The 24,766-nt window shown below is 44.1% G+C and carries 19 protein-coding genes and 1 pseudogene; 4 read left to right on the top strand and 16 right to left on the bottom strand.

From position 1 onward, the window contains the following. The 11 genes from D8886_RS06605 to D8886_RS06550 form a co-directional block, all read right to left on the bottom strand. Positions 1 to 8,020: CshA/CshB family fibrillar adhesin-related protein (locus D8886_RS06605; protein ID WP_125434715.1), on the bottom strand; the 8,020-nt coding region annotated here is incomplete at its 3' end. Between the two features lie 171 nt (positions 8,021 to 8,191). Beyond that, positions 8,192 to 8,683, bottom strand: coding sequence for a flavodoxin family protein (locus D8886_RS06600; protein ID WP_002900615.1), 492 nt, complete (start codon positions 8,681 to 8,683; stop codon positions 8,192 to 8,194). Positions 8,684 to 8,755: 72 nt separating this feature from the next. Beyond that, positions 8,756 to 9,475 carry an acetolactate decarboxylase gene (gene budA, locus D8886_RS06595; RefSeq protein ID WP_002897801.1) on the bottom strand — a complete coding sequence of 240 codons (720 nt, stop codon included), beginning with the start codon at positions 9,473 to 9,475 and terminating at the stop codon, positions 8,756 to 8,758. 148 nt (positions 9,476 to 9,623) lie between these two features. Beyond that, the gene (locus D8886_RS06590; RefSeq protein ID WP_125383151.1) at positions 9,624 to 10,853 is read right to left on the bottom strand and encodes a tetratricopeptide repeat protein; all 1,230 of its coding nucleotides are present in this window, start codon (positions 10,851 to 10,853) and stop codon (positions 9,624 to 9,626) included. Continuing rightward, complete coding sequence (locus D8886_RS06585; protein ID WP_002897803.1) at positions 10,840 to 12,018, bottom strand: AI-2E family transporter; 1,179 nt, start codon at positions 12,016 to 12,018, stop codon at positions 10,840 to 10,842. Before D8886_RS06585 ends, D8886_RS06590 begins: the two co-directional genes overlap by 14 nt. A 176-nt stretch (positions 12,019 to 12,194) precedes the next feature. Beyond that, positions 12,195 to 13,562 (bottom strand): HAMP domain-containing sensor histidine kinase, encoded by a 1,368-nt coding sequence (locus D8886_RS06575; RefSeq protein WP_125383149.1) that lies wholly within the window; start codon positions 13,560 to 13,562, stop codon positions 12,195 to 12,197. Beyond that, positions 13,559 to 14,215: a response regulator transcription factor gene (locus tag D8886_RS06570; protein WP_002897805.1), complete on the bottom strand. Its 657-nt coding sequence runs from the start codon at positions 14,213 to 14,215 to the stop codon at positions 13,559 to 13,561. The genes D8886_RS06575 and D8886_RS06570 overlap by 4 nt, the downstream gene beginning before the upstream one ends. 21 nt (positions 14,216 to 14,236) lie before the next feature. Further along, complete coding sequence (locus D8886_RS06565; protein WP_376739369.1) at positions 14,237 to 15,391, bottom strand: ABC transporter permease; 1,155 nt, start codon at positions 15,389 to 15,391, stop codon at positions 14,237 to 14,239. Positions 15,392 to 15,466: 75 nt separating this feature from the next. Next, positions 15,467 to 16,141: an ABC transporter ATP-binding protein gene (locus D8886_RS06560; protein ID WP_002895848.1), complete on the bottom strand. Its 675-nt coding sequence runs from the start codon at positions 16,139 to 16,141 to the stop codon at positions 15,467 to 15,469. Further along, a complete protein-coding gene (locus tag D8886_RS06555) occupies positions 16,128 to 17,393 on the bottom strand; it encodes an efflux RND transporter periplasmic adaptor subunit (protein ID WP_125434713.1) in 1,266 nt (421 codons plus the stop codon). Before D8886_RS06555 ends, D8886_RS06560 begins: the two co-directional genes overlap by 14 nt. A 28-nt stretch (positions 17,394 to 17,421) precedes the next feature. Then, positions 17,422 to 17,694, bottom strand: a complete 273-nt coding sequence (locus D8886_RS06550; RefSeq protein ID WP_002895853.1) for a YgdI/YgdR family lipoprotein — start codon at positions 17,692 to 17,694, stop codon at positions 17,422 to 17,424. 242 nt (positions 17,695 to 17,936) lie between these two features. On the opposite strand from D8886_RS06550, the gene D8886_RS06540 reads away from it, so the two are divergent. Further along, a complete protein-coding gene (locus tag D8886_RS06540; RefSeq protein WP_125434711.1) occupies positions 17,937 to 18,947 on the top strand; it encodes a lactonase family protein in 1,011 nt (336 codons plus the stop codon). Positions 18,948 to 19,015: 68 nt separating this feature from the next. Continuing rightward, positions 19,016 to 19,201 carry a hypothetical protein gene (locus tag D8886_RS06535; protein WP_002895857.1) on the top strand — a complete coding sequence of 62 codons (186 nt, stop codon included), beginning with the start codon at positions 19,016 to 19,018 and terminating at the stop codon, positions 19,199 to 19,201. A gap of 52 nt (positions 19,202 to 19,253) precedes the next feature. Here D8886_RS06535 and mgtE read toward each other — a convergent pair whose 3' ends face one another. From mgtE to eno, 4 genes and pseudogenes are all read right to left on the bottom strand, one after another. Further along, positions 19,254 to 20,594 carry a magnesium transporter gene (mgtE, locus tag D8886_RS06530; RefSeq protein ID WP_125434709.1) on the bottom strand — a complete coding sequence of 447 codons (1,341 nt, stop codon included), beginning with the start codon at positions 20,592 to 20,594 and terminating at the stop codon, positions 19,254 to 19,256. A gap of 59 nt (positions 20,595 to 20,653) precedes the next feature. Next, positions 20,654 to 21,049, bottom strand: a pseudogene (locus tag D8886_RS06525) (HAD family hydrolase); the annotation flags it as partial. A gap of 75 nt (positions 21,050 to 21,124) precedes the next feature. Next, positions 21,125 to 21,283 carry a hypothetical protein gene (locus D8886_RS11695; protein ID WP_185761268.1) on the bottom strand — a complete coding sequence of 53 codons (159 nt, stop codon included), beginning with the start codon at positions 21,281 to 21,283 and terminating at the stop codon, positions 21,125 to 21,127. Between the two features lie 56 nt (positions 21,284 to 21,339). Then, positions 21,340 to 22,644: a surface-displayed alpha-enolase gene (gene eno / locus D8886_RS06520; protein WP_125356948.1), complete on the bottom strand. Its 1,305-nt coding sequence runs from the start codon at positions 22,642 to 22,644 to the stop codon at positions 21,340 to 21,342. 208 nt (positions 22,645 to 22,852) lie between these two features. Here eno and D8886_RS06515 point away from each other — a divergent pair, with 208 nt between their 5' ends. Beyond that, positions 22,853 to 23,302 (top strand): DUF1694 domain-containing protein, encoded by a 450-nt coding sequence (locus tag D8886_RS06515; RefSeq protein WP_125434705.1) that lies wholly within the window; start codon positions 22,853 to 22,855, stop codon positions 23,300 to 23,302. 1 nt (position 23,303) lies between these two features. Continuing rightward, the gene (locus tag D8886_RS06510; RefSeq protein WP_125356950.1) at positions 23,304 to 23,642 is read left to right on the top strand and encodes a nuclear transport factor 2 family protein; all 339 of its coding nucleotides are present in this window, start codon (positions 23,304 to 23,306) and stop codon (positions 23,640 to 23,642) included. On the opposite strand, the gene D8886_RS06505 is transcribed toward D8886_RS06510, so the two are convergent. Beyond that, positions 23,639 to 24,757 (bottom strand): glycerate kinase family protein, encoded by a 1,119-nt coding sequence (locus tag D8886_RS06505; protein ID WP_125356951.1) that lies wholly within the window; start codon positions 24,755 to 24,757, stop codon positions 23,639 to 23,641. The genes D8886_RS06510 and D8886_RS06505 overlap by 4 nt on opposite strands. Positions 24,758 to 24,766 lie beyond the last annotated feature (9 nt).

Here is a 24,766-nt window from a genome sequence, read left to right as displayed (position 1 = left end):
CAACAGTCTCATCAATTGGAACTAGTGGGTCCGCACCTTTGAAGGTTGGAGTGCCTGTTTGCGGAAGACCTTGTGGGCCAGTGCTGGTCGCATTGGTAGCTGTAGGAATCACTTCTTTCACTACCGCTTGGTACTTGACGGTAACAGCGGTGCCATTGGCATCCGTACGAGTCAATTCGAGTTCTGGTGTTTCACCCTTGAATTGTTTGTCTGGTGTGAAAGTAACCTTACCGTCCGCATCCACTTCGAACTTACCGACATTTGGCACTTCTTTGACAGAAGAACCATTGTCGAATAATGGAGTCGAATCTGCTGGGAATGGAACTGAGTCATGGCCTGGCGTGAAGGTGACTTTGCCTTCTTGGACTTGGCCTTGTAATCCTTCTGTCTTAGTGCCGATACCTGTCGGAGTTACAGCAGTCACAGTCGCTTGGTAGTTAGCCTTAGCTACTGTACCATTTACATCTGCGCGGCTGAGTTCGATTTCCGGTGTCTTACCAACAAACGTTTTAACTGGAGTAAAAGTGACATTACCCTCTCCGTCTACTTCAAACTTACCGACTTTGGCAATTTCTTTCACATTCGTGCCAGTATCAAAGACTGGCGTGCTGTTTTCTGGGAAGCCGACCTGCGGACTTCCTACTTCAAAAGTAATCTTACCTTTTTGAACTTGGCCTTGAATCCCCTCTGTCTGAGCACCTTTCGCCGTCGGAGTGACTTTTTCAACAGTAGGCGTGTACTTAGCAATCACCGGAGTACCATTCTTATCTACACGCTTAACAACAACTGGGTCTGGTGTACCTACAAATTGCTTGTCAGGTGTGAAAGTGACAGATCCATCTGGTGCCACTTCAAAAGTACCGACATTTGGAACTTCCTTGCGTTTGCTTCCATCTTCGAAAGTCGCTGGAGTATCATCATCCAGTGGTACATTCGGGTCGCCACCGACAAAGTTTGGTTTACCAGTTTGTGGTTGGCCTTGTGGGCCAGTGCTGGTTGAGGTGGTGCCTGTTGGAGTTACCTCTTTCACTACCGCTTGGTACTTGACGGTTACTGGAGTGCCATTGGCATCCACACGAGTCAATTCAAGTTCTGGCGTTTCACCCTTGAATTGTTTGTCTGGTGTGAAGGTTACCTTACCGTCTGCGTCCACTTCGAACTTACCAACATTTGGTACTTCTTTGACAGAAGAACCATTGTCGAATAACGGAGTCGAACCAGTTGGGAATGGAACTGAGTCATGGCCTGACTTGAAGGTAACTTTTCCTTCTTGGACTTGACCTTGCAGACCTTCTGTCTTAGTGCCAGTACCAGTCGGAGTTACCTTGGTAAACTCTGGACTATAGGTAGCCGTTACTGGAGTGCCGTTCTTATCAACACGTTTCACTGTGATTGGGTCCGGTTTACCTACAAATTGCTTGTCTGGNGTNAAGGTCACTNCGCCATCTGGAGTNATGGTGTACGTTCCTTGACCTGGAATNACCTTCTTCTTACTGCCATCGTCGAAAGTTGGCTCGACTGAGTCATCGATTGGAACCAGTGGATCACCACCTGTGAAGGTTGGAGTACCCGTTTGAGGCAAGCCTTGAGGACCAGTGCTGGTTGCGGTGGCGCCTGTCGGAGTTACTTTAGTGAACTCTGGACTGTAGGTCGCTGTTACTGGAGTGCCGTTCTTATCAACACGTTTCACTGTGATTGGGTCCGGTTTACCTACAAATTGCTTGTCTGGCGTGAAGGTCACTGCGCCATCTGGAGTAATGGTGTACGTTCCTTGACCTGGAATAACCTTCTTCTTACTGCCATCGTCGAAAGTTGGCTCGACTGAGTCATCAATTGGAACTAGTGGATCCGCAGCTTTGAAGGTTGGGGTTCCTGTTTGCGGGATACCCTGCGGACCGGTGCTCGTAACGGTGGTACCTGTCGGAGTTACTTCTTTCACTACCGCTTGGTACTTAACTGTAACAGGGGTGCCGTTGGCATCCACACGAATAATCCCTAATTCTGGTGTTTCACCCTTGAACTGTTTGTCTGGAGTGAAGGTAATAATACCATCTGCATCCACTTCGAACTTACCGATATTTGGTACTTCTTTAATATTTTTTCCGTTACCAAAGAGCGGAGTCGAACCTGCTGGGAATGGAACTAATTCATGGCCTGGCGTGAAGGTGACATGACCTTTTTGAACCTGACCTTGCAAGCCCTCTGTCTTGTCACCAGTACCTGTCGGGGTAACAGCAATCACAGTCGCTTGATATTTGGCTTTTGCTGCTGTACCGTTGACATCTGTACGGCTAAGTTCAACTTCTGGTGTCTTACCGACAAACGATTTGACTGGTGTGAAGGTAACATTCCCCTCTGTATCAACCTCGAACTTACCAACTTTGGTAAGTTCTTTGACATTCGTGCCGGTGTCAAAGACAGGTGTACTGTTTTCTGGGAATCCGACTTGCGGACTTCCGGCTTCAAAAGTAACCTTGCCTTTTTGAGCTTGGCCTTGAAGACCCTCTGTCTGAGCACCTGTGGCCCTTGGAGTCACTTTTTCAACCGTTGGCGTGTAATTGGCTGTCACAGGAGTGCCATTTTTGTCCACTCGCTTAACAACAACTGGATCTGGCGTGCCAACATATTGCTTATCTGGGGTAAAGGTAACAGAACCGTCTGGTGCCACTTCAAAGATACCGACATTTGGAATAACCTTGCGCTTGCTTCCGTCGTCGAAAGTAGCCGGAGTGTCATTATCCAGTGGTACTCCCGGAGTGCCGCTTACGAAGTTTGGCTTGCCTGTTTGTGGGCGGCCTTGCTCACCAGTGCTGGTAATATTTGTTCCCGTTGGAACCACTTCTTTCACCACTGCCTGGTATTTGACGGTAACTGGTGTGCCATTCACATCTGCTCGAATCAATGTCAGCTCAGGAGTTGTCCCCTTAAACTGCTTGTCTGGCGTGAAAGTAACCTTACCATTGGCATCCACTTCAAATTTACCAACGGTTGGAATCTCTTTAACAGTCAAACCATTGTCAAAGAGTGGAGTTGTTTCAGCTGGGAATGGTACAGACGCATGACCAGGCGTGAAGGTGACTTGGCCTTCTTGAACCTGGCCTTGTAATCCTTCAGTCTTATCACCAGTACCAGTTGGGGTCACTTTGGTAAACTCTGGACTGTAAGTCGCAGTTACTGGTGTACCATTCTTATCAACACGTTTTACAGTGATTGAATCTGGCTTTCCTACAAACTGCTTCTCCGGTGTGAAGGTCACTGCGCCATCTGGAGTGATGGTGTAAGTTCCTTGACCTGGAATAGTCTTTTCCTTGCTGCCATCGTCGAAGCTTGGCTCGACTGCTTCATCAATCGGAACCAGTGGATCGCCGCCCGCAAAGGTCGGAGTACCTGTTTGCGGGATCCCCTGTGGACCGGTGCTAGTCACATTAGTTCCTGTTGGAGTCACCTTGGTGAACTCTGGACTGTAAGTAGCAGTGACAGGTGTACTATTCTTATCGACACGTTTTACAGTGATTGAATCTGGCTTGCCTACAAACTGCTTCTCTGGCGTGAAAGTCACTGTGCCATCTGGTGCGATGGTGTACGTTCCTTGACCTGGAATAGCCTTTTCCTTGCTGCCATCTTTGAAGGTAGGCTCGACTGCTTCATCAATCGGAACCAGTAGATCACCACCTTGGAAAGTTGGCGTTCCTGTTTGCGAGATACCCTGAGGACCGGTGCTAGTCACATTAGTTCCTGTTGGGGTTACTGAAGTAACCGTCGCAATATAAGTGACTTTTGCTGCAATACCATTTGCATCTTTGCGAGAAATGCTAATTTCTGGCGTTTCACCTACAAAGCGCTTGTCTGGCGTGAAGGTGACATTGCCCTCCGCATCTACTTCAAACTTACCGACTTTGGCAATTTCTTTGACATTCGTACCCGTGTCAAAGACTGGCGTGCTATTGGCTGGGAATCCTACTTTAGGATCGCCAGCTTTAAAAGTTACACGGCCTTTTTGAACTTGACCTTGCGGACCTTCTGTCTGATCTCCAGTTCCCGTCGGAGTCACAGCGGTCACAGTCGCCCGATATTTAGCCTTGGCTAGTGTTCCGTTGACATCTGCACGGCTGAGTTCAACTTCTGGAGTTTTGCCTACAAAGGTTTTGACTGGAGTAAAGGTGATATTACCCTCTCCGTCCACTTCGAACTTACCAATTTTGGCAATTTCTTTCATATTCGTGCCAGTATCAAAGACTGGCGTGCTGTTTTCTGGGAAACCAACTTGGGGGCTTCCTGGTTCAAATGTAACCTTGCCTTTTTGAACTTGACCTTGAGGGCCTTTTGTCTGAGCGCCTGTTGCTCTTGGGGTCACTTTCTCAACAGTAGGCGTGTACTTGGCTGTCACAGGAGTGCCATTCTTATCGACACGTTTAACAACAACAGGATCTGGTGTCCCAACATATTGCTTGTCCGGTGTGAAAGTGACAGATCCATCTGGTGCCACTTCAAAGATACCGACATTTGGAACCACCTTACGCTTACTTCCATCATCGAAAGTCGCAGGAGTGTCATTATCAAGTGGTACATCTGGGTTGCCACTGACAAAGTTTGGCTTACCTGTCTGTGGACGGCCTTGCTTACCAGTGCTGGTGATGTTTGTCCCTGTTGGAGTTACAGCAGTGACTGTCGCCTTGTAGATAGCTGTAGCTGTGCTGCCATTCGTATCTGTACGAGTAAGCCTGATCTCCGGCGTAAGGCCTTTAAATTGTTTCTCTGGAGTAAAGGTTACATTTCCATTCACATCCACTTCAAACTTGCCAACAGTAGGTACTTCTTTAACAGTCATACCATTGTCGAAGAGCGGAGTTGAATCAGCTGGAAAGGGCACAGTTTGTTTTTGACCGTTGACTTGCGCAGAACCTTCTGTGAAGCTGACTTTGCCTCGCTGAACTTGGCCTTGTATGCCACTGGTTTCAGCATTCGTCGCACTTGGTGCTGCTGCTTTTACATCAGCCTGATAGGTAGCTGTTACTTCTGTTCCATTGACATCTACTCGCTTGACAGTCTCTGCCGCTGGACGTCCAGTATAAGTCGGTAGTGGAGTAAAGGTAACTAGACCTTGATTATCAACCTGATAGGTACCAACATCAGCAACTGTTTTAGTCTGGCTGCCATTATCAAAGGTTGGCAACTTCTTGCTATCAATAGGTACACGATTATTGCCCGGATTGAAGGTCAGCTGTCCTGTCTGAACTGCACCTTGAATGCCCTCGCTGCTGGCACCTTGAGCAGATGGTCTAACAGGAGTCACCTTTGGCTGATAAACAACTTGATGCGGAATACCTTTGCCATCAATCATTTGAACAGACACAGGGTCTACAGTACCAACAAAGTTTTTGTTTGGTTTGAAAGTAATCTTACCTGTTGAAGGCTCGACTTCAAAACGACCAACTTCCTGACCATTTGATAAAGCTGGAACTCTAGTATCATCTGTTGTCGTTCCATCTGCTTTCACAAATTTTACAGGATTTGCTGCAGTCGGACTTGCCGGAGTTTTGCCAGCATCTCCATCATTAAAGACCGGCGTCTTTTCTTGCGTTAGTCCTTGAGCATCCCTTGTTTCATACTTAGGAACATTCAGCACGGTTGGTACATAACGTCCATCCATATTGTTGAGTTGGTCATTGATAGCTGCTTCAGCCTGATTCTTGGCAATCCAATCCGTACTTGCGCCGTTAGTATCAAAACGACGGATATTAATCCCCTGAGCTGTCCCAACAAAGCCAGCATTAGGCTCGTAGACAACATCCACATCAGCACCCTTAGCTGTTACTTTATAACGGCCTTCAGCAGTGTTGTACCAGCCTGCTGCATCAGCAGTCAGTTCATTTCCTCTCGCATCTAATACAATCGGAGCTTTAGTAGTATCAATTGCTACTTTCTGATTTTCAGTATTTTGAGCAATCCCCTGTGGAGTGAAATGAAGAGTGGCTGTCTGTCTCTGGTCACGGATTCCAGTACTTTCCTTCTTCTCACCTTTTGGTGGATAGGTCAGTTCAACTTCTAAGTCTTCCACCTCACCACTAAATGCAGTTCCAGTTGGCTTTTCAATATCTCCCTTGTTCAAGGCAATCCGAACTCGCATTCCTAGCTTGCTAAGTTCAGGATTGGTCATAGCTGGATTCTTCTTAAAGTTAACAGTATAATCTCCCGCAGTTGTTACTTCGGTAAATTCACTGGCTTCGTCTTCGTCAAAGACACCATTGTTATTGAAGTCAATCCAGGCACGGACATAGGCTTTTTCGTATCCATTAGCTGAAGCATGGATGCGGAGAGAATAATCTCCGTCATGCAAACGGTTGACTGGAAAAAGACCATTGGTTTTCCCGACTAAATCATCAGACAAGAGCTGATTAATACCTTCATCGGCTAAATCATTCTGATCGTCATGCTTCCAGTTGTTTCCAGATGTGGTATCAATATCAGCCGCAACACGGCCCAAGAATGGCTGTGGATTTTGACCGCCAGTTTCTGCATTGTATCTTGAAATAGCATGGATAGCTTTTCCATAGGAATCCGGTGCATCACCTTCATCGATTGCCATAAAACCAATCATCGCAGCCTGCTGACCAGAAGAAGCTATGTAAATACCAACCTCTGAAGCACCACGAGTCATGACAAGCGGAATTGTATTGTTTCTAGAAACGTTCGGTCCAAATACTTGACTTCCCAGTCCGCCAGTCTTTTGGTCAGGACTGACATAGGCCTGCCAATGAACACCAGTACCGTCATCTCCAATAAATTGGCCTTCTGTGGTAGGTTTCATTGGCTTATAGGTTTCTGTAATCTCAGTAGTCACACCATTTGCGTCTGTAACTGTACGCTTCCACTCGGCTAAATGTTCCCAACCCTTACCATTGGTTGTAAAGATAGCATACTCACCAGGGTTTGCCTCTTCGCCATCAGCCATGACAACTGTTGCTTTAACTGGCTTCCCACGATATCTAGCTTCAACTTTGAACTTCACGCCATAGTTGGCTTCATCTTTAGGAACCTGCAGTTGGGTTTTACGCCCTTTAGTATCAATTCCCTCTGACTTAATAGCTGAATATTGATTCTGAGCTGCACCAGTAATTTTAGGACGGTAATCATCACCATACCAATACTGATAAGCATAATTATTACTATTGTTATATTGAAGCCAAGTATTTTTTGCATTGGGATCATAACTGCTTTCGTACTCAGTTCCCTTTACTCGATCACGATAGATCTCTGTCGCATAGAAAGGTTTCAATTCCGTCACGGTCAGTTTGACCACATAGCCCGGCGAAATTTCCTTTTCATATACTGTTCCAACTTTAAAGGAGCCATCTTTATCTAGATTTCTCAGTGATTTAGTATCACCAAAATCTAGCCAGTTCACTTGCTTCATCAACTCATCAGAGCGTTTTCTTACTGATTCTTCCAGTGTTGGTTTAGAAACTGTAGGATTAGGTGTTGCATCTTGTATAGCAGAGCTAGCTTGACCAGCAGGACTTGTAGTACGGAATGATGTTCCTGTCTCCATTGGCTGGCCGTTACGATCAGACCTTGGCATAGCCGCAGAACTTGGTTTTGGCGTATATTGCACTGAATAAGAGCGCGTCCGACTAGCTTCAGCTGGTCTGGCTTCATTAGAGGTCTCAGCTGTTTGATTAGCTTCTTGCGCCTTTTCAGGTGTCGCTTGCTCTGGGGCAGCAGCTGGGCTTACCAGCTGATTTTGATCAGCACTTGCTTCTGAGTTAGCTGTTTCAGGAACAGCAGATGTTGCTGTATTCTCAAGAGCAGGCTGACTGACTGGCTGACTCACAGCAGAGTCCGTCGGCTTTTCTGGCAGTGAGATATTTTCATCTACAGATCCGCTGGCAGTTTCATCTGCATTGACCGTAGCCGCAGTACCTAAAAGGAAAACGGTAGATAATAATACCGAGCAAACTCCGACATTTAATTTTCGAATTGAAAACTTATTTAAATGGGGGTTAAATAATTCTTTTCCCATAGAATCTCCTATATTAATATTTAATAGCAATTGGTATTATACAACATTTATATATAGTTAGCCATGGATATGACTGTAGTTGAGGGGCATAGTGTCCAAAAATAGACACATAAAAAAAAGACTCCATTTTTATAGTAAAAAAAGAAGACTCGCAAACGAATCTTCTCACTTTTAACCTTCTGATAAAACCTTATCTAATTTTTCCTGTAGGGCTGCTAATTCCCAACCATCAATTTCTTTTAGCTCATGATTGGTTACTGCCAGCCCCTCATATTCGAGTCCGCAGTTCTGGCAAAAGCGGCTCATCACGTAGTCCAGCATTTCAATTTCTTTGCTGGGCTGAGAACCTTGCAGGAGGAAAAACACCCTTTTGCCCTTGAGTACTTCCTGAGGCTCATGCACATCAGCCAATCGGTCCAACAGGGTTTTTAGCAGACCCGAAAAAGACCACCAATAAATAGGACTGGTAAAGACCAGTACATCAGCCTGACTCAGTTGCTCATAGACTTGAAAGAACTGGTCGTTTTCTGCTGACTGGCCATATTGCTCAATGTGGTAGTCCACTAATTGAAGAGCCTCATAATCTCTATCCCGCAGAAAAAAGTGCCCCAACTTAAAACTATTACCATTCCTATTCGGGCTGGCGTTTACCAAATAAATCATAGCTTCTTTTCTCCTTTATTTTTTCCAATTATATCAAAAAAGAGGGAAGCAAACAATGCTCACCCCTACTATTTATTCCGACTTTTCCATATCTTCTTTCATCTCATCCATATTAAACTTAGCAAAGAGATACTTACGATCTTGTACTGGGAAACGCTGATCCAGCTGGTCTACAGCACCCAACTCGACGACACCTTCTTTGATAACAAAATCCATAACATGTCCGCCAAAAGTCAGATCGTCTGATACAAAATGCAGATGATAACCTGCCAGACTGACTCCGTGAAAAATCTCTGGCGTCCAGATACCAACGATGGTCCCCGTGACATTTTCCTTACGATACTCAGGCTGGTTGACTGCTACTTCTGCAAACTTCCGTTCCGTCGTAGACTTGGGAATCATCCGAACATGCATGCGGGCGAAATCGCCATGAATCTTGATAGAGCGGAAAAGATTTTCGCCATCATAGTAAGACTCAATCCGCTTTTCCAACTCCTTGTCATCCATCTCAAAGCGCTGACGGAAAATGACCTCCGCCTGATGTGGAACAACTGCCGCATAAGGTACTGTCATATCCGGTGACACCTCAACCACTTCTGGCACTTCTCCAGAGCCCTTTGCTTGATAAGCCTTACCATCGAGAATAATAAGCTCACCATCAATAGAGTCCAGTGTTCCCAAGCCCAAATCTCCATACTGAAGCAGCTCTCCAACAGTCATACTGCCATCGTAAAGACCAGCCATCAAGGCTCCCAAAGTATTATATTGAAATAATTTGATTGGTTCTGCCATTCTTTTTCCTTAATCTTTCTCTTCTTATAAATATTATTGCCCATCCAGCTAAGTTTTTTCATCTTTATTACAGTGGCTTACTGAATTTCTACGCCAATCATTATACCATAAATCTCGGGAAAGGGCTGAGCGAGTGCTTCTTCAGCTATTATAAACTTTCATAAAGCTCCTGCATACTAGCATCATCAGGTACCAATCTCAGGTAAGAAGCAGCAGCCCTTTTAGCTTCTTCAAATCTGCCTAATTCTCGCAAAAGATAGACATACTGCTCTAGAAACTCTGGATTATCATGCAATTCACGAGCCAGTTGATTATAGAGTTCCTCTGCTTTTTCCAGATTTTCCAAAGCCTGATAAGCACGCGCCAGATTCCAGCGAGTCAAGGCATTATCGACTTCTTGCTCTGCAAATTCTAAAATATCCTCATAACGCTCCTGCTCCAAGTAAAGAGTAGTCAGTCGCAAGACAATCTCTTCCAAATCATCCGCATCTTCCTGAGCCTGCAAGAGATAATTTTCAGCCGCTTTCTCATCATGAAGTTCATAAGAAAGCTGTGAGGCTAAAAGCAAGAGCCGAGTCTCAAAAGGATTCTTAGCCAAGCCCTGCTGAGCAAGAGTCAGAGCTTCAGCCGTCCGATGTTCCGCATGAAGAGACAAAGCATAACCATATTCGTAGCCTTCAAAATCCGGTGACAGAGTATCCAGTTGCTTAAAATAAAGATTGGCCTTCTGGTATTCTTCCTGGTCCGCTAATATAGTTGCTAGCTCATAAACAGCAGCATCATCGTATTCCAGCTCAACTGCTTTCTCCAAAAACTCAATAGCCGCTGCAAATTTTCCAAGGCTGGCATAGCAGACTCCAATCCGCTGATAGGTTGAGACACCTGTCTGCTCAAAGATTGAGCGATTGTCCAGCTGGGCGTATTCCTTAATCGCCTGAGAAAAATCCCCCAGCTCCAAATCTATCTCAGCCAGACCAAAGGTTACCAAAGGCTCATCAGTCAGCTCTGCTGCCTGAGCCAGTTTTTCACGAGCTACATCAGGCAGCCCCTCTAGCTGATAGAGGTCAGCCTTAGCCAAGAGAGCAGCAACATACCAGTCACTGCCTGGATGAATCTCCTCCAGATAGGCAAAAGCCTGCTCCAAGTCCCCATCATCACTGGCAATAGCTGCCAGACTGATATAAGAAGCTGGATAGTCAGGAGCCAACTTTTCAAAAATACGCTTGGCCTGAGGGAAAAAGCCGATACTCTCTAAGTAATCGGCCAAATCCAATAATTCTTCTTCGCTGTCTGTAGTCAGGGCTTGCTCGAAATAGCGATCAGCCAGAGCTAGGTCCTGCTCCTGTAAAGCTGCCAACATTTGCTCACTCTTGCTCACTGATTTCTCCTTCTTGTTCAAAATCGGCTTCGTAGAGGCCACTTACTTTCTGATACCACTTAAAGATGGCTGCAATGGCTACTTTTGCTGAAGCATAGGCGGGAATTCCCAGGAAAACGCCCCAAATGCCAAACATGGTACCAGAAGTCAATAATACGAATAAAATCGTAATTGGATGAATACTGAGCTGACTGCCCAAGACCAGAGGAGAAACAAAACGCCCCTCGATAGTCTGCTCAACGATGAAAACGACAATGACTTTAGCCAGCATCACTGGACCGCCAGCAATCAAACCGATTGCCAGAGCTGGAAGCATGGCCAAAAAGCTGCCCAAATAAGGTACCAGATTGAGAACGCCCGCAATTACTCCAAGAGTGACACCATAGCGCAGACCAATAATCTTGAAGAAAACGATAAACATCAGAGCTACAATGATAGCGACCGTCACCTGACCGCGCACATAGTTGGCCAGCTGGCTGTTGATATCCGTCATCACTTGACCAAAGGATTCGCGGAATTTAGTTGGCAGAAACTGGGTCACATAGCCTTTCAGATTTTTCCCATCTCTCAGCAGGTAAAAAAGGATAAACGGCATGATGATAATAGCCACGACAATCTGCGAAGTTGTACTAATCAAGTTCCCCGCCCAATTAACTGCCCGCGATGAAAAATTGCTGGCCCAATCGGTAATCTGACTAGACAGATTGCTAGTGTATTCCTCAATCTGCGGCTTGAAATCTGCCGAAATATACTTGGTCACAACATCGTCGATGAACTTGTCAGCCTGCTTTAGATAAGCTGGAACATTTCTGACAAAGGCCATGACCTGATGCTGCAAGCTAGGAATAGCAACAGCCAAGCCCCAGATAATCAAAAAAGCAATTAAAACAAAGACAATGGTAATAGCAACCAGTCGATTAATCTTGTGCTTTTCCATCCAGTCGACGATGGGATTTAACAGATAATAAAGCAGACCAGCTAAAATAACCGGCAGCATAATTACTCCCAAAAATTCAATGACTGGACTAAAAATAAAACTGATTTTACTCAGTATAAAAATATTCAGCCCCATCAAAAGGGTTACTAAAAATACTGTAATGGCCTTGTTATCTAAAAACCATTTAAAAAACCAAGATAGGCTAAAATCTTTCTCTTTGTGCTCCATATTCTCCTCCTTTAACTCGTCATTTCATTGTAACATTTTTCAGAGAAAAATTCTCTGCTCAGCTATAGGGAAAAGCAAAAAAAGAGAGGTGCCAGAAGACTTGTATTTTTAGCAAAATACAGCTTCTGACTTCTCTCTTCTGCTCCTGCAAGGCCAGCTAGAATGTAAGGCTATTTCTAGACAGCGGGCAGAGAAATGCTAAAGCGCATCTTCTGCCCATCAACGGCTTCAAACTGATATCGCAGACCATGCTTGTCCAAAATTTGCTGAACGATAAAGAGTCCCAGACCAGTTCCGCCATCCTTGCGATTGCGACTGTAGTCTGGCCGGTAGAAAGGCTGAAAAATCTGCTGAATTTGGTCTTTGTTTAAGACTCGTTCCGCTTCATTTTCGATGACTAGCTTATGCTCTTCCAGCCTAAGTAGAATCTGTCCACCTTCTACTGTATAATGAAAGGCATTGTCCAGAAGATTTTTGATAGCCTTGAGCAGATAGGTGCGGTTCCCCTTGACCTTCGCTTCAGCCAGCTCAACTTGAAAATGGTAGTGTCTGACATCTGCTAAAACTCGATAGGTGCTCAGATTTTCCTCCAAGACCTGCTTGAGTGAAAAGACTTCCTGTTCGGTTTCAGTCTTCATCTCCAGTTTAGAAATGGCTAAGATAGACTGGACTAACTCCGACTGCTCCTCTAGGATTTCTCGGCACTTCTGCAAGTACTTGTCTCGATCCTTGAACTCTCCTACTCCATAAATCATGCCATCGACCATCCCCATCATGCTGGTAATGGGCGTCTTGAGCTCATGCGATGTCATCCGCAAAAACTCAGCTTTCTCACGCTCGCTTTCTGCTACTTTTTCATTTTCTAGGCGCAAGGCCTCGATACTGGTCAGCAGATTAGCATAGAGATGATTGATATCTTGGGCCAGTTCGGCAATCTCATCACGCCCCTTGACCTGACAGGTCACATCTGGAGCCAGACTCGTCATTTGACGGGTGCTCTTAGAGATGGCTTTGATACGTTGACTGGAAGTCCGGCTGTAGAGATAGGCAGCCAGACCACCCAGACTCAGAGATACAAGCAAGACAAATGGATAGAGATTAAGCAAAATCCGACTAGCATCAGAAACCGGTTGTAAGGAATATTCCCCTCTCAGGACAACTTCTTTACCATCTGAAGTTCGAAAGCTTTCTGATAAACTCTTGCTCTCATAGTCGCTGTTGGCAATTGTTGGAACGATGGTCAGCTGCAGAGAACTTTCATCGCCAGCTTCGAGTGAAGGATAGAGAATCGTATTGTCTTTCGCCAGCAAGGTAAACCAAATCAGATTGCTCTTTTTACTATAATCACTCAACAGCTCGCCGATTTGCTGACTGGACTTTCCCTTAACCTGCTTGGAAACTTGGTCAAATTCCCGCTGAGCTTCTCCACTCTTAACCTGCTGATAATACACAGGCATGGCAAAGTAAAGACTGGCTAGAACGATAGTCACCACCACGAAAATGATGGACGAGGTCAAGAGAAAGTTCTTTTTGACAATTTTCACTTGTCTTCTCCTCCAAGCTGATAACCCATACCCGTAATGGTTTTCAGCGGCACACCAGGAATCTTTTTGCGGATATTCTTGATATGATTATCCAGTACCCGACTATCCAGCTCGCTGTAGCCCCAAATGGTATTCATCAGCTGATCTCGGGTCACCAAGTGACCCTTCCTCTTAGCCAGAGTCTGCAAGATTTCATATTCTTTCTTGGTCAGAGGCATTTTCTCACCCTGCCAGTAAACCGTGCAGTCATCAATAGAAACCGTCAGGTCGCCAACAGCAATCTCTGAAGCAACCGTATTTCTGCGCAGAATATTCTCAATCCGTTTGACCAAGATTAGAGGTGAAAAAGGCTTGGTTACATAATCACTGATGAGGTGATTAAAGCTGACCAGCTGGGTATACTCGTCATCCAGAGCAGTCAAAATCATGACCGGAATCTGGGAAGTCTTGCGGATTTCCTTGAGCACTTCCAGACCGCTCTTGGTCGGCAGCATCATGTCTAAGATGACCAGATCGAAGGGCTCTTCTTCAAAAGCCTGCAAAGCATCGCCACCATCAAAGACCGGCCTTACCTCATACTGACTTTCCTTTAAAAACTCGCAAATCACTTGATTAATCGTCGTATCATCTTCCACCACTAGAATCTTGTGCATACTTAGATTTTTCTCCTTTACCTATTCAAATCGCAGGGCCTCGATTGGATCCAGCTTGGATGCTTTCACAGCTGGCAGGAGCCCAAATACTACTCCTATTATACAACAAAAGATTAAACTTACAAAGACAGAAAAGAGGGATAAAATATACGGATAAGCTAGAGACTGAGTGATGGCAAAGCCCGAGGCGATACCAGCCACCACGCCAATAATTCCTCCCATCAAGGTTAGGATAACCGCCTCAATCAGGAATTGCTTGAGAATAATCTTCCGCCGAGCTCCCAGAGCCTTTTTAATCCCGATTTCACGAGTCCGCTCTGTCACTGAAACCAACATGATATTCATAACACCAATACCTCCGACTAAGAGGGAGATGCTGGCAATACCTGCTAGCAAGACGAAGTTGGACTTGTTGAGATTGTCCAGCTGCCGTTCGAATTCCTGCAGGTTGAGCACACCAAACATATAGTCTGACGGTGGCATTTGCTGATTGAGATAATCACTGACCTTCTTGGCCACCTTCTTCAAATCATCGGCCTTGTGGGTTTGGACAGTCACTTCTGGACTGACATTAATGGTATCAAAAATCCGATGCCACTGTTGCAGGGGAATATAGGCTACCTTTTCCGCACCAGCTGTTAAGCCACTCTGCTCAGTCGACTCAAATACACCAATAACTTTAAAAGGATTACCCAAGACTTCCACATACTTGCCGATACCATCACCCTTTGGAAAGAGACTGTCATAAAGAGACTTTTCCAGATAGGTCACCTGCTCTTGATTTTTAAAGGCTTCTGAGTCGAATCCTTCACCTTCTAGCAGACGTTGCTGCTTGATGTCAGCGGCTGTTTGCGAAACAGCCTGAATCTTCCCAGATGACTTTTGGCTCAGGTAGTAAATCTTCTCATCTGTACCGTAGGTCAGCAGAGCATTCTTGACCCCGGAGATTTCCTTAATCTTGCTCAACACATCCTCTCCCATAAAGGGAATATAAGAAGGCTTCTGAGCTTGAGATTTCTCTGGAATGGTTGGATCGATGGCGCTTTTCTTGTCATAGACAACCTTGATTGTGTTATTGTTTCCGCCAATGAGCTGACGCTTGGTATTCTCCGTATTTCCCTCAATGATAGAAAAGATAGCGATGATAGCGCCTATCCCGATGATAATCCCCAACATGGTCAGCATAGAGCGCATTTTATGCGACAAGATTGAATTCAGAGCTACAAAAATATCTTCCATACAGCTTCCTTTCTATCCTATCGCTTTGCTCTCTATATTACCGTCCCGCAGGATAACCGTCTGCTTGCAGAGTTGGGCTACTTCCGGCTCATGGGTAATGATAACAATGGTTTTGCCCTCATCATTAAATTGCTTGAAAAGGTCCATAATCTGCACACTGGTCTTGGTATCCAGGGCCCCCGTTGGTTCGTCACCAAGGATGAAGCTGGGATTAGTTACCAAGGCTCGTGCAATGGCTACCCGCTGCTTCTGACCACCGGACAGCTCCATAGGCTTAAAATCACTTCTTTCTTCCAGCCCGACCAATCGCAACATTTCCAGTGCCCGCTCCCGTCTCTCCTTTTTAGGAATTTTCATGTAAGTTAGAGGCAGTTCCACATTTTGACAGGCCGTCAGCTTGGGCATGAGGTTAAAATTTTGAAAAACAAAGCCAATCTTCTGATTACGCAAATCGGACAGCTGATTGTCGGACAGTTCAGACACATCGGTTCCTTCAATATGATAAGTTCCTGAACTTGCCTTATCCAGACAGCCGATAATGTTCATCAGAGTGGACTTACCAGATCCAGACGGTCCCATGATAGCTAGAAAATCCCCCTCTTTCACATGCAGATCAATTCCTTTTAAAATTGGAAATTCCTGACTGCCCTGCTGATAAGATTTGTGGATATCCTTAAGCTTTAACATGCTGTCCTACCTCCATCCCTTCTTCCATACCTGCTCTTGGCGTTGAAATGGTATCCTGCATAGTCAGACCCTCTGTAATCTCTACCAAACGGTCAGAAACTTTCTTGGTCTTAACTTCCTGCAATTTCAGAGTCTTGCCTTCTACCTTCCAGACATAGGTCTTGCCATTTTTATTGAAAGTATAAGCCTTATTGACAACTACCTTTCCTGCCTCGGGAGCATTCTCCACGATGTTGACATAGGAATGAGAGCCCACCAACGGCATTTCACCACCTTGATCCAGCTCTACGGTATAAGGATACTTACCTTGGTTGGGATTTTCCTGTTGCTTATTCCCACCATTATTATTGGAAGTATTTTCTGCTGTCAGACTACCGACCTGAGTTACCGTACCACTCCAGCGTTTCTTAGGATCCTTGCGATCCACCACTTCCACTTTCTGGCCGACACTCAGCTTCTCACGGTCAAATTCACTGACAGTACCTTTGACCAGAGTTTTGGACTTGTCCATAATCTCAATAAAGTTTTCTTCTTCCTTTTTGGCCTTGGACTGATTAGGCAAATCTTCATTCATAGAGGTAATTGTTCCTGCTGTATCGGCAGTCACAGTATCATACTTCATCCGGTCTGATTCTGTCTGGGCTGTCACCTGAGCCTTTTCAGCCTCAATCTGAGCTGTCGTTACTTCGCTATCTGCAGTCTTGGCATCGCTCAGTGCCTGAGCCAGCTCGTCTTCAGCAGACTTTATCTGCTCCAGCAGTGACTCATCCTGACTGGAATTGTATTTGTCCTTGAGAGCGTTGAGACTGGCCAACTTGCGATTATAAGTTTCCCATTTAATCGCAGCGCTATTTTGAGCGGCTGTAATGCCATTAGCCTTGGACTGGGCATCATATTGAGCCGACTGGGCTGTCAATTGCTGCTCTGTCGCATAGGAAAAGAGCGGCTGTCCTTGTGTAACGGTATCACCATTTTTGACAAATACTTCCTTGACTTCCCCTTTAGACGGGTCAATCTTGACCTTACTGCTATTGTTGGCAACTACTTCCCCAGATAAAACCAGGCTTGTTTTTTTGCTGTTATTGACAGCTTCTTGGACTGTCAGCGAATCAATCGTCTTATCTGCCATTTTCATGGCCTGTTGTTGATTGATCTGTCTAAAATACAGATAGCCTCCCAGCCCAGCACAAGCGAGAATGACCGTGCTGCCCAATAGAATGGTCTTACGATTCATTTTTTTTCTTCGAAACATATTGCCTCCAACCTACATGTTTTAATCTTTATTCAGCTTCTGAGCTAGATCCTGATCCATCTTCTGGAATTTCCTCACCATCTGCTGGGATTTGGATAACGTTCCCATCCGGCATTGTGTATTCTGTCACTTCTTTGCCATCTACTGTCTTGGTCTTCTTATCAACAGCATCCTTCTGGAAGTCCACTTGTTTCCCGTCCTTAATTTCTGAGTTATCAGCTTCTTTATTTCCGCATGCGGCTAAAAAGAATCCTGACATTCCGATAAGAGCAACGAGCATAGCAATTTTTTTAACGTTCATTTGATTTCTCCTTTGTTTAGCAAGCAGGAACTTTGTTGTTTCCTGACAGTAATTGTTTTTTTGAACAATTCTATTCTAACAAAGCCATCTATCCCCTTCCTACCCGCTATCTGTTTTTTATCTGTTTTTTCAAAACCAATACTATTCTTTTGAAAATCAGGCAAATCTACCGCTCTAAGACCTATTATCTGCTTTTATGATATAATAGTAGCAAGTAATCTAAATATATACGAGGTAATGGAATGACACAAACGGTTTACTTTGGAACCTATACTCGCAGAGATTCCAAGGGAATTTACAAGGCAGATTTTAATTCTAACAAGGAAACACTAGAAAACTTGACCTTGGTTGCTGAAGAGCCTAGTCCAACCTACCTAGCCTTTGACAAGGCTGGACATCTCTATTCTGTTGGAGCAAAGGACGGACAGGGAGGGATTGCAGCCTTTGACCAGGCAGGTCAGCTCCTCAACCATGTCGTTGAAGAAGGGGCTCCGCTTTGCTATGTCGCAGTCGACGAAGAACGTGACTTGGTATACGGTGCCAATTATCATAAGGGACAAGTCTTGGTATACAAACGCCTAACTGACGGCAGACTAGAACTGACTGACTCAGCTACCCATCAAGGGCAAGGACCACACGCCAACCAAGCCTCTGCCCATGTCCACTACGCAGACCTTACGCCAGATCAATACCTGATCACCTGCGACTTGGGAACTGATGAAGTTACCACTTATGATGTTGCTGAAGATGGAAAGATCGCTCCTCTGAACACCTACAAGTGTGCCGCTGGAGCTGGTGCCCGCCATATCGTTTTCCACCATCATTATAAAATCGCCTATTTAATCTGTGAGCTTAATTCTACTATTGAAGTCCTGATTTACGATGGAGTCGGCCATTTTGAACACCTGCAAACTATCTCCACCTTGCCAGAGGACTTTGAAGGAGCCAATGGAACAGCTGCTATCCGCCTGTCTGCTGACGGCAAGTTCCTCTACGGTTCCAACCGTGGTCATGACTCTCTTGCCGTCTACAAAATCTTAGCTGATGGCAGCTTGGAGTTAATCCAGATTGTACCTACCAATGGTCAAAATCCACGAGATTTCAACATCACACCGGATCAAAACCATATCATCGCTGTCCATCAAGACTCTGATAATGCAACTATTTTCAAACGCGATGCTGAGAGTGGAAAATTAANAGAAATCTCCCATGATTTCTACGTTCCCGAAGCTGTTTGTGTGACCTTTAAGTAAGCAGATTTCTTGTCTTTCTATTAGAAATTTGATTAAATAATATAAAAAAATACCAAGGAGCAACAACTATGAATCCAGTAGATTTATTTAACCAAGTAAAAGAAATGATTGAAAAGAAAGACTTTGATGGCGCTAAAAAGTTTATCGAAGAAAACAAAGACAAACTCGGTGAATACCTTGATCAAGCTAAAAAACTAGTAGCTGGAAATGAAATGGCTAGCGGCGCGATTGATAAAATTAAAGGTTTGTTCTAAGTAAACATAACAAAAACGCTTGAAAAATCAAGCGTTTTTTGTGTATCATTTTTTATAAAATCAATGGTAAAAAAATTTGTGCTAAGCCTAGAAAAGCTAGATAACCCAATACATCTGTTGCCGTGGTAATGAAAATGGTCGAGGCTAGAGCCGGATCCTGATTCAAGGTCTTGATAATCAACGGTACAAAGTAACCAAATAGAGCACCACATGCTAGATTGATCATCATAGCCAATACCACAATAACAGACAGATAGAAATTTTGATAGAAGACAAACATGACAATCGCTGCAATCAAGCCAGTAAAGAAACCATTAACCAAAGCTAGCACGATTTCTTTGAATACTAAATACCGATCTTCTTTCAGATCTAGTTTGCCCAAGGCAATCCCCTGGATAACCAAAGCAAGTGTCTGAGAGGCAGAATTTCCGCCCATTCCCGTGATAATAGGACTAATCGCTGCTAATGCTACAACTTTTGAAATCGTATCATCAAAAAGTGCTACTGTCGCAGAAGCTAGAAATGCTGTTACTAGGTTAATCATTAACCAAGGTAAGCGTTTCTTGAGTGATTCTTTGAAAGGTCCTCCAATTTCTTCACTTTCTTGGACACCACCCATCCGCAAGATATCTTCTTGGTACTCTTCTTGCAAAACATCGACGATATCGTCAATTGTGATGATTCCTAGCAATNCCTGCCGATGATTGACGACCGGTACGACAGATAAATTATATTTGGCAGAAAGCTGGGCTACCTCTTCTTGGTCAACCTCTGGCGTCACAGTCACTAACTGAGTGTTCATAAATTCGCTGAGTTTCATCTCCGCATCATGAATAAACAAATCACGGATATCAATCCAGCCAACTAGCGAATGATGCACATTTCTAATAAATAAGGTATCAATAACTTCTGTATTGGGCGAAATTTCTCTCAATTTATTGAGAGTTGCTGAGACGGTCAGATTTTCATTTAAGGTAATGAATTCTTTCGTCATCAGACCACCAGCTGTCTGAGGATCGTAAGCCAACATAGCTTTCAAATTCTCTTGACTGGCATTTTTCATCATACTTAAGTATTGCTTACGCAAGTCCACACTCAAGTAACCCAAAATATCTACCACATCATCATCTGGCATAAGATAAAAAAGAGTGCTGGTACGTTTGAAAGAAATCGATTGGATAATCTGTCGTTGCAACTCCGGCTCGGCTTCTTTTAAAATCTCTACCAATTGATCATCACTAGCCATTTCCGTAAAGGTTTTGAGGAGATTCCCTTCCTCATCCTCCAAGGCCTCCAAAGAAAGAGCAATATCAATGGGATAGTAATCGTCAAATATCTGATTAAAAACTTCCCTATCCTGTGATAGTAAGACCTGATTTAATAATTCTTCCATTGTACTCCTCCTTCCACTTTGCTAGTATACCATAAAATACTGATTTTGATACAAGAAAGCTATAAAATCTTTAGTAAATCACTCACTTTTTCAACCATGTAGTCACAAGGGAACGCAGGGTATTCTTGATTATGTTTTCCTAAACCTTGTCGAATCCAGATTGTTGTCATTCCTAGCTTTTTAGCAGGAATCATATCATTGTCAATACGATCTCCAACGTAAATAGCTTCCTGTGGAGAAATACCTGCTTTTTCCAAAGCGTATTCAAAAATAGCTAGATCAGGTTTACTGAATCCAACATCAGCAGAACCTACAACTACTCCAAAATAAGAGCCTAGTTCAAATCGTTCTAAACGCTCTGCTAGATTTTCTTGCTGATTGGCAACGATGCCGAGGTGATAAGATTTACTCAATTCTCCCAAAACAGTTGCTACATCTTGAAAGAGAATATCTGTTGTATGATCCCATTTGGGACGTGAAAGAGCACTCGGTGCAAAGAAAGTCCATGTCTCCTTAACAGGATCTTTATTTTACTTAGCAAAAGCTATCATTTTAGCCTCAAATTCCTCAAGAGATAAAGTATGCTCAGCCTCACACAGAACTTCTAAGCAATGTTCTCGGAAAAGATGATAGGTCTCCCTTTCATCAATTAGGGTTGACCCTAAATCAAAAAATATCCATTGTTTCATCTTTCTACCCCAAAAAAGCTAGGACTAAGTCCTAGCTCCTCTTATATCTTGTTAGATTATTTTTTCAAGTTATAGAAAGCTTGAAGACCTTTGTATTGAGCAACTTCACCAAGTTGATCTTCGATACGAAGCAATTGGTTGTATTTAGCAATACGGTCTGTACGTGAAAGTGAACCAGTCTTGATTTGACCTGCGTTAGTTGCAACTGCGATGTCAGCGATTGTTGAATCTTCAGTTTCACCTGAACGGTGTGATACAACTGCAGTGTAACCAGCTTCTTTAGCCATTTCAATCGCTTCAAAAGTTTCAGTAAGAGTACCGATTTGGTTAACTTTGATAAGGATTGAGTTAGCAGCACCTTCTTTGATACCACGTGCAAGGTAGTCAGTGTTTGTTACGAAGAAGTCGTCACCAACAAGTTGTACTTTCTTACCAAGACGTTCAGTAAGAGCTTTCCAACCATCCCAGTCATTTTCATCCATACCATCTTCGATAGTGATGATTGGGTATTTGTTAACCAACTCTTCAAGGTAGTCGATTTGTTCTGCAGATGTACGAACAGCAGCGCCTTCACCTTCAAATTTAGTGTAGTCGTATACTTTACGTTCTTTATCGTAGAATTCTGATGATGCACAGTCAAATCCGATAAATACATCTTTACCTGGAACATAACCAGCAGCTTCGATAGCAGCGATGATAGTTTCTACACCATCTTCAGTTCCTTCAAAGCGAGGAGCGAATCCACCTTCGTCACCAACGGCAGTTTCCAAACCACGAGATTTAAGGATTTTCTTAAGAGAGTGGAAGATTTCAGCACCGTAACGAAGAGCTTCTTTGAATGTTGGAGCACCAACTGGCAAGATCATGAACTCTTGGAATGCGATTGGAGCATCTGAGTGAGATCCACCGTTGATGATGTTCATCATTGGAGTTGGAAGAACTTTAGTGTTAAATCCGCCAAGGTAGCTGTAAAGTGGCACTTCAAGGTAGTCAGCAGCAGCACGAGCTACAGCGATAGACACACCAAGGATTGCGTTCGCACCCAATTTACCTTTGTTAGGAGTACCGTCCAAAGCGATCATTGCACGGTCAATAGCTTGTTGGTCACGAACATCGTAACCGATGATAGCTTCAGCGATAACGTTGTTTACATTATCAACTGCTTTTTGTGTACCAAGACCACCGTAACGAGATTTGTCGCCATCACGAAGTTCAACTGCTTCGTGCTCACCTGTAGAAGCTCCTGAAGGAACCATACCACGTCCGAAAGCACCTGATTCAGTATAAACTTCTACTTCAAGTGTTGGGTTACCGCGTGAGTCTAGGACTTCGCGAGCGTAAACATCAGTAATAATTGACATTTCTTACTCTCCTTATTATTTAAAATTATTTACTAGTCTATGATACCTCAAAAACGCTTTTTTTTCAAGGAAAAATAGAGAATCTAAGCAAATTTGAGAAATTTTGCACAAGAAAACGATTCCAAATTTACTATATAAATGTTTTTCCGGAAAATCAGAAAGAAGATTCGACCTTTTAGAATTTCTCCTTTTATGGTACAATTTTATTATGACTGATATTAATAAAGTAATCATGGAAAAAGCTCAGGGCGGAGTCAAGCTCAACCCTGATGAACAGCGTAGGTTTTTAGGGACTTTTGAGGAGCGAGTGCTGGCTTCTTGCTCCATTGAGCAAGCCAACGACTCTTTCATTCGCAATCATTTCAAAGAAATGCTCAGCATCATCATGAAAAACTGCCAACCAGTAATTGTCAAAATTTCCCCAGAAGTCGAGTCTAGCAATCAAATCTTTTATCTAAAAACCTCTAAGGAACTAGGCTGCGAAGCCACTATCGTCTCTAGCGATTACCAGTNTTCTCCTTTTGGCCTGATTGTCCATAGCGACCATCTGGTCCAANTAGATGACAAGGACATGAGCCAACAGTTTGCTAGTCTCCTTCAGCCAGCAGAAAAACCAGTAAAAGAAAAGCGCTCTCTATGGAAAAAATGGTTTAGCTAGGATGACAAATTTAGAAAAACTTTTTGCCTTCTTTGAAGCAGAAAATCAGCGTGATTGGCAAACCTATCAGACTTTTCTTTCTGATCATGTTAGCTGGGAATTAGAAGGTGACACAATCGAAATCATCAAAGGTAAAACGGACTACCTGACTAAAATTCAAAAAGTCTACCATAAGAACCCCGTCCAGTTTCGTTGCACCTATTATCAGCTTAGTCCCGACCAGAATCGGATTCTGACCCTTCTAGAAAATGACTTTGGTGACATTTCTTGTGACATCTTCTTCTTTGAAAAGGGCATGATTGTCAAAGAAATTGAATACCTACTAAAAAAAGCGGACTAACCGCTTTTTTTCATTTTTAGTACATTGCCAATATTTCTGGCTGTGCGAATCAAATTTTGCTCCGCTTGCTCTAGAATCCTATCCAAGCTATCTGCTCGTGCAATAATCGGAAAAGCTGCCTGAATATTCTCAACTGGGAAATCCGGTAAATCATCAGCCAGACTACCGCAAATCGCCAGTACAGGAATGCCTTCAGGTGTTCGTCTTGCGACCCCGACTGGTGCCTTGCCCGCCAAAGACTGACGGTCCATCCGCCCCTCGCCCACTACGACAAAGTCCGCTTTTTTTACTCTTTCATCAAAATCCAGTAAATCTAGACAGGTTTCAATACCCGAAACAATTTTTCCTCCAGCAAAAGCAACCAGTCCAGCAGCCATTCCGCCTCCAGCCCCAGTTCCATTCATATCAATCACCTGAGGATCAACCAACTGATAGAAATCAGCCATAGCTTGGTCTACTTGAGAAAAGAGTAGGGGAGCTAGACCTTTCTGTCCTCCGAAAACAGTTGTCGCACCTCGCTCTCCGCAGAGAGGATTGTCTACATCCGTCAAAATCTCAATCTCAACTTCTTTCAAGAAATCAGGAACCTGCTCAGCTGATATTCGTGCAACTCTTCCTAATGAAGAGCCAATGGGACGCAGTCTATGATTGTCCGCATCGAAAAATTTATAACCCAATCCAGCAGCCAATCCAATTCCACCGTCATTGCTGGCCGAACCCCCAACACCAACTAAAATCTTTCTGACACCATCTTCAGCCAGGTGCAAAATCAATTCTCCCAATCCTTTGGTCTCTATGGCCAAGGGATTTCGTTTTTCCTGAGGAATAGAGGCAAGTCCTACCAAGTCAGCCATTTCAAAAAGCGCTTGCTGACCATTTCTGGCGTAGGGCATTTTTACTGGCTGACCAAAGGGTCCAGTCACAGTGTGGAAAAATTCAGCCCAGCCCAAGGCTGCTGTCAGCGCAGCCATTGTCCCCTCGCCCCCGTCACCGACCGGAACCAAGTCAAAGCTGGCATCTGGCAAGGCCTGAGAAAAGCCCGTCTGAAGAGCTTGAGCAACCTGAGGAGCTGACAAGCTTTCCTTGAAAGAATCCGGTGCAATAAGAATATGCATGCTTCTCTC

The organism is Streptococcus sanguinis, assembly GCF_003943655.1.
Classification (GTDB): domain Bacteria; phylum Bacillota; class Bacilli; order Lactobacillales; family Streptococcaceae; genus Streptococcus; species Streptococcus sanguinis_F.
This window is presented reverse-complemented; position numbering and strand designations above follow the sequence as displayed.